This window comes from Dactylosporangium sp. NBC_01737 (genome assembly GCF_035963215.1).
Classification (GTDB): domain Bacteria; phylum Actinomycetota; class Actinomycetes; order Mycobacteriales; family Micromonosporaceae; genus Dactylosporangium.
The window spans coordinates 2,180,093-2,192,138 of record NZ_CP109153.1; the positions used below are offsets into that span (position 1 = coordinate 2,180,093).

Annotated in this window: 10 protein-coding genes; 3 read left to right on the plus strand and 7 right to left on the minus strand. The window is 72.2% G+C overall.

Annotated features, from left to right (window positions below; translation table 11 throughout):
• The first annotated feature begins 10 nt into the window (after positions 1-10).
• Together OHA72_RS09510 and OHA72_RS09515 are read left to right on the plus strand one after the other, a co-directional pair.
• Positions 11-421, plus strand: coding sequence for a GNAT family N-acetyltransferase (locus OHA72_RS09510; RefSeq protein WP_327007469.1), 411 nt, complete (start codon positions 11-13; stop codon positions 419-421).
• A gap of 50 nt (positions 422-471) precedes the next feature.
• Positions 472-1,119: a LysE family translocator gene (locus OHA72_RS09515; protein ID WP_327007470.1), complete on the plus strand. Its 648-nt coding sequence runs from the start codon at positions 472-474 to the stop codon at positions 1,117-1,119.
• Here the strand turns inward: OHA72_RS09515 and OHA72_RS09520 are convergent.
• The 3 genes from OHA72_RS09520 to OHA72_RS09530 form a co-directional block, all read right to left on the minus strand.
• The gene (locus tag OHA72_RS09520; RefSeq protein WP_327007471.1) at positions 1,105-2,322 is read right to left on the minus strand and encodes an RNA polymerase sigma factor; all 1,218 of its coding nucleotides are present in this window, start codon (positions 2,320-2,322) and stop codon (positions 1,105-1,107) included. The two genes, OHA72_RS09515 and OHA72_RS09520, sit on opposite strands and share 15 nt — an antisense overlap.
• 238 nt (positions 2,323-2,560) lie before the next feature.
• Positions 2,561-4,363 carry a gamma-glutamyltransferase gene (ggt, locus tag OHA72_RS09525; RefSeq protein ID WP_442788547.1) on the minus strand — a complete coding sequence of 601 codons (1,803 nt, stop codon included), beginning with the start codon at positions 4,361-4,363 and terminating at the stop codon, positions 2,561-2,563.
• A gap of 39 nt (positions 4,364-4,402) precedes the next feature.
• Complete coding sequence (locus OHA72_RS09530; protein WP_327007472.1) at positions 4,403-5,419, minus strand: GlxA family transcriptional regulator; 1,017 nt, start codon at positions 5,417-5,419, stop codon at positions 4,403-4,405.
• A gap of 19 nt (positions 5,420-5,438) precedes the next feature.
• Between OHA72_RS09530 and OHA72_RS09535 the strand changes: the two genes are divergently transcribed.
• On the plus strand, positions 5,439-6,767 hold the full coding sequence (locus OHA72_RS09535; protein ID WP_327007473.1) for an MFS transporter: 1,329 nt from the start codon (positions 5,439-5,441) through the stop codon (positions 6,765-6,767).
• Between the two features lie 204 nt (positions 6,768-6,971).
• Here the strand turns inward: OHA72_RS09535 and OHA72_RS09540 are convergent, their stop codons facing one another.
• The 4 genes from OHA72_RS09540 to OHA72_RS09555 all read right to left on the minus strand — a co-directional run bounded on the left by OHA72_RS09540 (position 6,972) and on the right by OHA72_RS09555 (position 11,954).
• The gene (locus OHA72_RS09540; RefSeq protein WP_327007474.1) at positions 6,972-9,272 is read right to left on the minus strand and encodes a DUF7933 domain-containing protein; all 2,301 of its coding nucleotides are present in this window, start codon (positions 9,270-9,272) and stop codon (positions 6,972-6,974) included.
• 76 nt (positions 9,273-9,348) lie between these two features.
• A complete protein-coding gene (locus OHA72_RS09545; RefSeq protein WP_327007475.1) occupies positions 9,349-10,908 on the minus strand; it encodes an aldehyde dehydrogenase family protein in 1,560 nt (519 codons plus the stop codon).
• The gene (locus OHA72_RS09550; protein ID WP_327007476.1) at positions 10,905-11,375 is read right to left on the minus strand and encodes a T3SS (YopN, CesT) and YbjN peptide-binding chaperone 1; all 471 of its coding nucleotides are present in this window, start codon (positions 11,373-11,375) and stop codon (positions 10,905-10,907) included. Before OHA72_RS09550 ends, OHA72_RS09545 begins: the two co-directional genes overlap by 4 nt.
• Positions 11,376-11,408: 33 nt before the next feature.
• Positions 11,409-11,954, minus strand: coding sequence for a hypothetical protein (locus OHA72_RS09555; protein ID WP_327007477.1), 546 nt, complete (start codon positions 11,952-11,954; stop codon positions 11,409-11,411).
• Positions 11,955-12,046 lie beyond the last annotated feature (92 nt).

The window sequence follows — 12,046 nt, forward strand, 5'->3', positions numbered from 1 at the left end:
GGTCGGCGGCATGATCCTGCGTGCCGCCACCCTCGCCGACCTTCCCGCCGTCCTCGCCTTCTGGAAGATCGCGGCCGAGGACACGAACCGCGGCGACTCCGCGGACGGCGTGACAGCACTGATCACCCGTGACCCCGACGCGCTGCAACTGGCTGTGGCCGACGGCGAGATCGTCGGGTCGCTCATCGCCGGGTTCGACGGCTGGCGCTGCCACCTGTACCGCTTCGCCGTGCACCCCGACCGGCGCCGGCAGGGCATCGGCGCCCAGCTGCTCGCCGCCGCCGAGGAGCGCTTCCGCGGGTTCGGCGGCCGCCGCGCCGACGCCATGGTCCTCGACGACAACACCCTCGCCCACCACGCCTGGACCGCCGCCGGCTACATCGAGCAGGACGACTGCCACCGCTGGGTCAAGAGCCTCTGACCGCCGATTGGCCCTCGACCGGCGGCGTCCGGACTGGCAACGTCGGGACCGTGATCACGATTGGGGCGGCGGCAGGGGTCGCACTCGTGGCGTTGGGGATGGTGCTCACGCCCGGGCCGAACATGATGTATCTCGTCTCGCGCAGCATCTCGCAGGGCCGCCGCGCCGGCATGATCTCCCTCGGCGGGGTCGCCGCGGGGTTCCTGATCTACCTGACGCTCGCCTCGGCCGGGCTCTCGGTGGTCTTCGCGACCGTGCCGGCGCTGTACCTCACCGTGAAGCTCGCCGGCGCCGCCTACCTCGCCTACCTCGCGTGGCAGGCCGTCCGCCCCGGCGGCACGTCGGTCTTCACCCACCAGGAACTGCCACCGGACTCCAACCGGAAGCTCCTGACCATGGGCCTGATGACCAACCTGCTCAACCCGAAGGCCGCGATCATGTACGCGTCGCTGATCCCGCAGTTCGTCGACCCCGCCGCCGGGCACGTGATGACGCAGGGCTTCCTGCTCGGCGGGGTGCAGATCGCCGTCAGCATGCTCGTCAACGCGGGCATCGTCCTGGCCGCCGGCTCGATCGCCGTGTTCCTCGCGAAGCGCCCCACATGGCTGCGGATCCAGCGGTACGTGACGGGCACGCTGCTCGGCACGATCGCTGTCATGCTCGCCACCGACAAGGCCAGGCCGCTACCCGTGCAGTGACGCGGCCTTGGACAGCAGGTACCGCTGCTCCGGGAGGCTGGTCGTGCGGCGGGCCGCCAGCTCGTACGCCGACCGGGCCTGTTCGGTGTCCCCGGACATCTCCAGCAGGTGGGCGCGGACCGCGGCGAGGCGGTGATGCCGGGCCAGCCGCTCGTCCGCGTCCAGCGCCTCGAGCAGCCGCAGCCCGGCCGCCGGACCCTGCACCATCGCCACGGCCACCGCCTGGTTCAGCGTCACCATCGGATTCGGGGCGACCCGGTCCAGCAGCTGATACAGGGCGAGGATCTGCGGCCAGTCGGTGTCCGCGGCCGACGCGGCCTCGTCGTGGATCGCGGCGATCGCGGCCTGCAGCTGGTACGGCCCCGGCGGCCCCTTCGGCAGCGTCCTGGTGATCAGGTCGACGCCTTCGGCGATCATCGCCGGGTTCCACAGCGCGCGGTCCTGGGCGGCGAGGGGGACCAGCGCGCCGTCGGGCCGGGTGCGGGCCGGGCGGCGGGCGTCGGTCAGCAGCATCAGCGCGAGCAGCCCCGCGACCTCACCGTCGTCGGGCAGCAACCGGTGCACCTCGCGGGTCAGGCGGGTGGCCTCGGCCGTCAGCTCCGGCCGGTGCAACTGCTCACCCGACGACGCCGTGTACCCCTCGTTGAAGATCAGGTACAGCACCTGCAGGACCACCTGCAACCGGCCGGCCCGCTCGGCCGCCGGCGGCAGCCTGAACTGGGCGCCCGCCTTCTTTATCGTCTGCTTGGCGCGGCTGACGCGCTGCGCGAGCGTGGCCTCCGGCACCAGGAACGCGTGCGCGATCTGCGCCGTGGTCAACCCGCCCACGGCCCGCAGCGTGAGCGCCAACTGCGACGCACTCGACAGCGACGGATGACAGCAGAGGAACAACAGCAGCAACGTGTCGTCTTTATCGGGAATGTCCACTGTATCCCATGTTTCATGTGAAACATGGACGGCGATTTCCCGCCTCCGCCGGGCGTCCTCGCTGCGGAACTGATCCGTGAGCCGCCGGCCGGCGACCGTGAGCAGCCAGCCACGCGGGTTGTCCGGCACGCCCTCGCCCGGCCACTGCATCGCCGCCGCGAGCAACGCCTCCTGCACGGCGTCCTCACAGGCATCGAACTGCCCGTGCCTGCGAACCAGGATGCCAAGCACCTGCGGCGCGAGCCGGCGCAACTCGTTCTCGACCTCGATGCCCACGAGAAGCAACCATCCCACGGCCGCCAGTCGTCACCCGACCGTGCCCCGTCCATCACCGGGACGGGCATGCGCCGTGGGTCTGCGGTGCGCGGGGCGCAGAGTGGCGCGCCGCCCCCGCGGGCGACGCGCCACTCTGCCGGTTGCTCTAGGCTGGGGTTCGACGTTGCGTCACTGGAAGGTGACGACTCCGGAGATCAATTAGGTGGCCCGCGGTACGGTCATTGAAAGCGGCCGGCCGTCACCGGGATCCTCCTCCACGGACGGTGCCCGCTGACCCGGTGCCGCGGCGGACAGGTTCGGCGCAGGCCAGCAGCTCGCCATGCGGCAGGAACTCGATCGCGGTCGCGGCCCCGATCTCGGCCATCGACGTGAACGTGTGCCCGAGCGCGCCGAGCGCGGCCCCGGGCCCGGCGATGAACGCCGGCTCCGCGACCACCGAGGCGGTGTTGCGCTGCGTGGCCCGCGGCGCCGCGAGGGCCTGGGGCAGCGTCATCCCGAGGTCGATCCTGTTGATCAGGATCTGCAGGACGGTGGTGATGATGGTCGAGCCGCCGGGGGAGCCGAGCGCAAGGAACGGCCGGCCGTCCTGCAGGACGATCGTCGGGGCCATCGAGCTGCGCGGCCGCTTGCCGGGGCCGGGCAGGTTCGGGTCGTCGGCCGGGGCCTGGGTGTTGGTGAAGTTGAAGTCGGTAAGCTCGTTGTTGAGCAGGAAGCCGCGGCCGGGCACGACGATCCCGTTGCCGCCGATCTGCTCGATGGTGAGCGTGTATTCCACGACGTTGCCCCACTTGTCGGCGACGGTGAGGTTGGTCGTCGACTTGCCGAAGTCGGTCGACGCGCCGCCGGTGGCAGTCGCGCACGAGTCGTAGCGGCCGTCCGGGACGCCCGGCAGGACAGGCTTCGTGGCGGCGTGCAGCGGGTCGATCTTGCAGGCGCGCTCGGCGGCGAAGCCGTTGGTCAGCAGTGCGTCGAGCAGCGGCCGGGGTGTGTAGTCGCCGACGTAGCGGTTGCGGTCGGCGAACGCGAGGGCGCTGGCCTCCAGGTAGCGGTGCAGCGCCTGCGTGCCGTCCAGCTTGCCCAGGTCGGAGCGCTCGAGGATGTTGAGTGCCTCGCCGACGGTCGAGCCGCCCGAGGACGGGGTGGCCATGCCGTAGACGTCGTAGCCGCGGTAGACCATGTGCGTCGGGGTGGGGCGGCGGACCTCGTAGGCGCGCAGGTCCGCGAGGGTCATGCCGCCGGGGCGGATCTCGTACTGCCACGGCAGCGCGGGGCTGGTCGCGACCGGCGGGTGCTGCACGGCCTGGACGATGTCGCGGCCGACCTCGCCGCCGTAGAAGGCGTCGATGCCCCTGCGTGCGACCAGATCGTAGGTCGCGGCGAGGTCGGGGTTGCGCAGCGTGCTGCCGACCGCCGGCGGCTGGCCGCCCGGCAGGAACAGCGCCGCCGTCGGCGTGAACTGCGAGAACGCGGCCGCGTTGTCGCTGACCTGGGTCGCGAACGTCTGGTCGACGGTGAAGCCGCGGCGCGCGACGTCGCTCGCCGGGCGCAGGTTGGTGGCCAGGGACCGCTTGCCCCACCGGTGCAGCGCGGTGTCCCAGGTCGCCAGGGTGCCGGGGACGCCGGCGGAGATGCCGCTGACCCGGGCCTCCTGGAACGCGTACGGCAGGCCGGTCGCGGGGTTCACGAACGCCGACGAGGTCATCGACCGCGGCGCGGTCTCCCGGCCGTCCAGTGTGGACACCTTGCCGCTGCGGGCGTCGTAGTAGACGAAGAATCCGCCGCCGCCGATGCCGGCGGAGAACGGCTCGGTCACGCCCAGGGTCGCCGCGACCGCGACGGCTGCGTCGACGGCGTTGCCGCCCTTGCGCAGCACCTCCAGGCCGACCGCGGTGGCCGTCGGATCGACGGAGCTCACCGCCCCGCCGTAGCCACGAGCGGTGGGTCCGGCAGCCGGCGCACCGGCAAAGGCGGAGGCCGTGCCGCCGAGCAACGATGGCACGAGCAGGAGTGGGATCAGGACGAGCGGGGCGAGCCTGCGCACGGTGCCTCCCGGAGGATCGACGGTGATCGTTCCTCTTGCCTACCGTCCCGGCGCGCCGGGCACAACCCGGAACGTGCGACGGTACGCGCTCGGGGCGACACCGATCGTGGTCTGCAGGTGCTGGCGCAGTGACGCGGCCGTGCCGAGCCCCGACCGGCGGGCGATCTGCTCCACCGCCAGGTCGGTGCTCTCCAGCAGGCCACGGGCGTGGTCGACCCGCTGCTGCAGCAACCACCGGGCCGGGCTCACCCCGGTCTCCTCGCGGAAACGCCGAGTGAACGTGCGCACACTCATCGTGGCGTACGCGGCCATGTCCTGCAGCGTCAACGGCTCGCCCAGCCGCTGCAACGCCCACGCCCGGGTGGGTGCCGTGGTGGTGTCGGTGACCCGTGGCAGCGGTCGCTCGATGTACTGCGCCTGCCCGCCCTCCCGCCACGGCGGCACGACGCTGCGGCGGGCCGCCCGGTTGGCGACCTCACTGCCGAAGTCGGTGCGCACCACGTGCAGGCACAGGTCGATCCCGGCGCCGACGCCGGCCGAGGTGAGCACGTCGCCGTCGTCGATGAACAGCACGTCCGGGTCGAGCTTGACCTGCGGGTACAGGGCCCGGAACTGCTCCGCCCAGCCCCAGTGGGTGGTCGCCGGACGGTCGTCGAGCAGGCCGGCGGCGGCCAGCACGAACGCGCCGGTGCAGATCGACATGACTCTGGCGCCGCGGGCCAAGGCGGCCCGCAACGATGAAGCCACGGCAGGCTCGATGCTGGCGTCCTCGACCGGGCCGCCACGGTGGATGCCGGCCACGATCACCGTGTCGGCCACCGAAGTGATCTCCAGGCCGTGCTCCGGCAGCACCTGGAATCCGGCCGCGCTGCGCACCGGCAGTCCACCTGGGCTGCAGACCTGGATGCGGTACCGGCGGCGGCCCTCGTCGTCACGGGCGGCGCCGAAGATCTGGGACGGGGTGCCGAGGTCGAACGCCACGACGCCGTCCAGCGCGATCACGGCCACGAAATGCTCAGGTGCTGGAGTCGACGGAGCTAGAGGCAGCTTCTCCATGGCCCGATTCTTGCGCACTATGGCTGTCGGGCCACTCGCCCGGCCGTACAAAGTCCAAGATTATTGTTCCGTGAAACGAATCCACCCTGCCTGGCTGGTTGCCGCCGTCGCGTTCGTCGCGCTGGTCGGCGCTGCCGGGTTCCGCGCGACGCCCGGCGTGATGCTGCACCCGCTGCACGAGGAGTTCGGCTGGTCGCTGGGGACCATCTCCCTCGCCGTCTCGATCAACCTGCTGCTGTTCGGGCTGACCGCGCCGTTCGCGGCCGCGCTCATGGAGCGCTTCGGGATCCGGCGGGTGGTGGCGTACGCACTGCTGCTCGTCTCCGCAGGCAGCGGGCTCACCGTGTTCATGCGGCACAGCTGGGAGCTCATCGCGCTGTGGGGCGTGCTGGTCGGCCTCGGCACCGGCTCGATGGCCCTCGCGTTCGTCGCGACCATCACGGGTCGCTGGTTCGTGAAGCGCCGTGGCCTGATCACCGGTGTACTGACCGCCGGTGGCGCCGCCGGACAACTGGTGTTCCTGCCGCTGCTGGCGCTGCTGGTCGACGCCCGTGGGTGGCGCGCGGCGGCGCTGACGGTCGCCGGAGGGGCGCTGCTGGTGGTGCCGCTGGTCCTGTGGCGGCTGCGTGACCACCCGTCCGAGCTGGGCGTGACCGCCTACGGCGCGGACCCGTCGGACCCCCCGCCTCCACCGGCACCGACCGGCGGCGCGGCCAAGCGGGCGATCGGCGCGCTGCGTGACGCGTCCCGGGTGCCGGCGTTCTGGCTGCTCGCCGGCGGGTTCGCGATCTGCGGCGCGACGACCAACGGACTCATCGGCACCCACTTCATCCCCGCCGCCCACGACCACGGCATGACGGAGCCGGTCGCGGCATCGCTGCTCGCGCTCATCGGCCTGTTCGACATCGTCGGGACGATCGCGTCGGGCTGGCTCACCGACCGCATGGACAGCCGCATCCTGCTCGGCTGGTACTACGCGCTGCGCGGCGCCTCGCTGCTGGTGCTGCCGGTGCTGTTCGCGGCGACCGTCAGGCCGAGCATGGTGGTGTTCATCCTCTTCTACGGCCTGGACTGGGTGGCGACGGTGCCGCCGACGGTCGCGCTCTGCCGGGAGTACTTCGGCGCCAGCGGCCCGGTCGTCTTCGGCTGGGTGTTCGCGTCGCACCAGTTCGGGGCGGCGATCGCCGCGACCACGACCGGCCTGCTGCGGGACCGGCTCGGCAACTACGACCTGGCCTGGTACATCGCGGGCGGGCTGTCCATCTCCGCGGCGGCTCTGTCGCTGCTGCTGTTCCGCACCCGGCGGGGCATCGCGGTCCCCGTCCCCGTCGCGGTCGCCGCCGCCTGACCATCGGCCGTCACCGCGACCATCGATTGTCACCGCGGGCGCCGAGCGCACCGCGGGCGCCGAGCGAACGCCGATGCGGAGCGGAGACACGGACGCCGGCCGATCAGCACGTGATCGGCCGGCGTCCCAGGTCGGCGCGCCGCGGCGGCGGCAGTAGTGAAGCGCCGCGGCGACAGTGGTGCAGTGCCGCAGGGCGGCAGTGGGTCAGGTGCTCCGACGGCGGCGCGGACGCCCGGCGAGCAGCAGCCCGCCGCCGGCGAACGTCACCGCGAAGCCGAGCAGCACCGTCGCCGTGGCCGGGGCGCCGGTCACCGGCAGCGAACCGGAGCCCGGCCGCCGCGTGGTGGCCGGGGCCGCCGCCGCGACCTTGATCGCCATCTTCAGGCTGTGCGGCTGGCCGTCGGGGTCGACCCCCGCCGCGACCAGCGAATGCCCGCCGACCACGAGGTCGGCGGGCACCTTCACCGGCTTGCTGAAGTTGCCGAGGCCGTCCGTGACCACGCTGCCCAGGTTGATCGGCAGCGAGTAGATGATGATCGTCGCGGTCGAGTACGGCATGAAGCCCGTGCCGATGACCACGATGTCCTGGCTCGGGGCGGCGGTGGTGATGATGCCCTTGTCGGTGGTGAGCGTCAGGTTCGTGTCGGGCACCGTGGTGCTGATCGGCGGCGCCGCCGGGGTCACCGGGTTGGACGGTCCCGCCTGCGACGAGGTGCCGCCCGGGCCCTTGGCGACGACCGTGACGGTGTACGTGACACCCGCGACCCCGCCCATCACGCACGACGTGTCGGACGCCGAAGCGGTCGAGCAGGTCGCGTCGCCGGGAGTCGCCGACGCGACGTAGCCGGTGACGGCGGACGTGTCGGCGGGTGGCTGCCACGAGGCGGTGATCTGCGCGACCCCTGCCGTCGCGACGACCTGGCCCGGTGCCGGCGCCGGGTCGGGCGCGGGTGTCGGCGTGGGTGTCGGGGTCGGCGTCGCGGTGGGCGGGCCGACGGTGAACGAGCGCGTCACCGGCGTCGCGGCCTCATACGCGGTGCTGCCGCCCTGGTCGGCGATGATCGTGCAGGTGCCGGGCGTCAGCAGCGTGACGATGCCGCCGCTGACCGAGCACACGCCGCCGGTCGAGCTGGTGTACGTCACCGCCAGCCCGGACGACGCCGTCGCGGCGAGCGTGACGGTCTTCTGGGAGACCGGGGCGGTCGCCGGCTGGTCGAACGTGATCGCCTGCGCCACCTTGCTCACCAGCAGCGTCGGCTCGCAGCTCTTCTCGGTGCGGCCGTGCTCCTTGCAGTTGCTGTCCAGGCCCGCCCGAACGCCGGTCGTGACGCTCAGCGCGGCGTCGAGGAGCTTGTACTCGTCCGCCGCCCCGGAGGTGACCGGGACCGTGATCTGGCAGAGCGACGGGTACCCCGTCAGCGAGGCGCCGCCGAGCGTCAGGAAGGAGGCGCCGGGGGTCGCGGTGAGGGTGCCGCCGCAGTCGTTGGTCGTGGCGCCCCCGGCGAGGATGAGCCCGGCAGGCAGGTCCAGCTGGTAGGCGAGTCCGCTGGACACGGCGGCGGCGTTCTGGTCGGTACGGGACATCGCCACCGTCAAGGTCGACGTGGTCAACGCGTCGATGGCGGGCGGGTCGAATGTCGCGACGACCCGTGCCGGCGCGCTGAGGACGGTCAGCGTCTGCGGCGTCTGGCTGGTCGAGACCACGCCGGTCACGGCGGTGAAGTTCACGGCGTCGAAGACGAACAGCCCGGACGTGAGGCTCCTGACCGGGAACTTGATCGTGCAGGTGGTGAAGGTGTCGAGGATCGACGCGCCGACGACGGTGAACGTGGTGTCGCCGGAGCTGCCGGTGACGGGGTCCGCGGCGCAGTCGTTCACGACGTCGCCGTAGGCGCGGTACAGGCCGGTCGGCAGCGTGATCACGTAGCCGAGGCCGGTGGCGTTGCCGCAGTCGTCCGACCTGGTGAGCGTCACGTCAAGGGTGGTGTCCTCATGGTCGTCGACGGTGGCGTCCGCCCAGACCGCGGTGGCCGCGATCGTGCTGGTCTCGGCGCAGGTGGCGATGCTCGCCCCACCCGGCGCGCCGGGTGGGGCGGCGACGGTCAGCGGCCGGGCGAAGTCGACCCGGTCGGCGGCGGCGCCGGCCGTGGGGACCTTCGAGGTGCCGGTCCCGGCCTTCGCGGCCTTGGACCTCCCCGCGCCGGTGCTGTCCTTCGCGGCCTTGGGCTTCCCGGCGCCGGTGCCGGCTTTCCCTGCCTTTCCGGCCTTGGGCCCCTCGGCGGCGGTGGCCTTCTGGCCCGCCTTGGCGTGCTTGCGCTTCGCCGCCTTCCCGGCCTTCGTGACGTCCTTGCCGTCGATGGTGGTGATCGTTGTCCTGCCGGCGCCGGCCTTGCCCGCGGCACGCGGCCGTTCGGCGGCGAAGGCGGTCTGCGGCACCGCGACGGCGCCGCAGGTGACGAGTGCCGCCACCGCGACCCAGCGGATGGTGTGGTTTCGGAATCGCATGGTTCCCCCGTAGAAGGCCGCCCGACCCGGAGCGCGGACGGCCCTACAGAGGAATTTACGTCAAATATCCGATTTGTTATTGACTGAGCCGATAATCCAGGTCCGGCGAGATCTCCAGGGTGTCCATCTGCGCACGCTGGAGGCGGCCGGAGTAGTCCCAGTTCATCGACTGCCAGCGGGTGAACTGGTCGAGCACCCACACGCCCGACTGACGGCTGCCGTTGCCCGACTTGCCGTTGCCGCCGAACGGCAGGTGCGCCTCCGCGCCGGACGTGGAGTTGTTGACGCTGACCATCCCGGCCCGGGTGCGGCGCCGGAACGTGAAGGCCTTGCGCGGGTCGGTGGTGTAGATCGCCGCGGACAGCCCGTAGCCCGGCGCGTCGGCCAGCTCGATCGCCTCGTCGAGGGTGCCGTAGCCGGTCACGCCGACCAGCGGGCCGAAGGTCTCCTGCTGGAAGATCTTGTCCTCCGGGCGCACGCCGTGGACCAGCACCGGATGGTGGTAGAGGCCCGCCTCCGGGTCGCCGACGAACCCGTCGCGCGGGTTGGCGGCGCCGATCCTGCCGACGCCGGACGAGCCCGACACCCGGTGGTGGGCCTCGACCCAGTCGAGGAACTCACCGAACCGCGCCTCGAACCGCTCCGTCATCAGCGGGCCGTAGAGCACCGACGGGTCGGTGGGGTCGCCGATCGGCGCACGGCGTACCGCGTCCTCGAGCCGCGCGGTGAACGCCTCGAGGACGTCCTCGTGCACGATCAAGGTGCCCAGCGAGGTGCAGCGCTGCCCGGCGGTGCCGAACCCCGCGAAGAGCGCGCCGTGCACGGCGAGGTCCAGGTCGGCGTCCTCGGTGACGATCATCGGGTTCTTGCCGCCGAGCTCCAGGCAGGCGCTCTGCAGGTGCCGGCCGGCGAGCTCGCCGATGCGCGCGCCGACCTCCGAGGAGCCGGTGAACCCGATCTTGTCGACCAGGCCGGCGGACAGCGCCCGCTCGAGACCGGCGAACGTCGACTCACCGTCGGCGAAGATCACGTCGAACACCCCGTCGGGCACCCCGGCGCGCCGGATGAGCTGGGCGAACGCGTCGGCGCAGGCGGCGGAGTACTCGGCCGGCTTCCACACCACGGCGTTGCCGCACAGCAGCGCGGGCACCAGGTACCAGCTGGGCACCGCGACGGGAAAGTTGCCGGCCGTGATGATCGCGGTGACGCCGACCGGCACCCGGAACGTGAACAGCTGCTTGTCCGGCATCTCGCTCGGCACGGTCTGCCCGTAGAGGCGGCGGCCCTCGCCGAGGAAGAAGTCGCAGGTGTCGACGATCTCCTGCACCTCGCCGCGGGCCTCGGCGATCGTCTTGCCGACCTCCCGCGTCACGAGCGCCGCAAGCGCCTCGAAGTTGGCCTCCACGAGGCGGCCGAGGTTGGCGATCACGCGGCCGCGGACCGGCGCCGGCACGTCGGCCCAGTCGCGCTGCGCGCGGCGGGCGGACCGGCAGGCGGCGACGAACGTGTCGGCGTCGGCCAGGGCGACCTCGGCGACGACCTGATCGAGGTGGGCCGGGTCGGTCGAGACGAAACGGGCGGCGCCCGGCGCGTCGAGGGATCTGCCGCCGACGGTGGAGACGAGGAGACTGCTCATCGCTCCATCTTGCCGTGGGGCGTGTCCGCCGGGTGCTGGGACGTCGGCGGCGGTGTGAACGCCAGCTCGCCGCCGAACTGATCGTGCAGCCGGACGTCGTAGTAGTCGGCGGCGTCGGCGACCCAGTCGCAGGCGTTGCCCAGCTCCGTCGCGTCGAGGGTCTCGGCCATCAGCTCATAGGAGGCGATGACGGAGTCGTCGCGCCAGAACAGCCGGACGAAGTTGAGCCGGCCGTTGAGCTCGTTGAGCTCGGACAGCAGCTGCGGCGAGCACTCCAGCCGGCGCAGCAGCGGCGAGAAGACCCGCACGAACGGCGGATCGTTGGCGACCAGGCGCAGATAGACCACCGCGGTGCCGCTGCGGATCGCGGCCGGTGTCGCGCTCAGGTCTGCGGGCACCGGTTGCCCGCCGAGATAGTCGGTGAGCAGGCGGTGCACCCGGGTGCGCACGGCGGCGTCGATCGACACCTTGTACACCCTATCGAATGCCCGCACGCTCACTCAGCCGCTCTTGCCCGGCCTGCCCGGCGGCAGGAACCCACGCCGGCGGGCCTCCTTCACCCACCGATGCGCGGTGCTGACCGGCACGCCGTGCCGATCGGCCAGGTCGCAGGCGGGTCGCGGGGAGTCCTGGGCGAAGTCGAGATAGACGTCGGCGACCTCGCGGTAGAAGACGTCGGGGCGCCCGCGTGACCGGGCGCCGTCGGCGGGAGCGGCGCGGGCCACCGCGAGGGCCGGCTCGACCATCTCCCACCCGGTGTCGACCGCGACCGGCGGCACGACCGGCCGGGGGCGCGGGTTGAGCACCGGTGGCGTGTCGATCGCCTCGTGGACGACCGCGAGCTGCGCGTTGGCGGCGGCCTCGATGCGCCCGACGGGGATGGCGCGCAGCAGATCGGCGCTGGGGCTGCCGTCGATGTGCAGGCCGGTGAGCACCAGCCGACCGCCGGTCGCGACGCTGACCCGCACCTGGACGGCCTGCGCCAGGGGCGGCTCCTGGCGCCATTCATACCAGCCATCGGCGACTGGAAAGAGCCGGCCACGCACCCGGCAAATCTAGACCACCTTTCCTCAAATCAACAATTGCGCGAACCTAGACGTCTAGATACGCTGATCTGGACCCGCCAGCCAGACGGCTT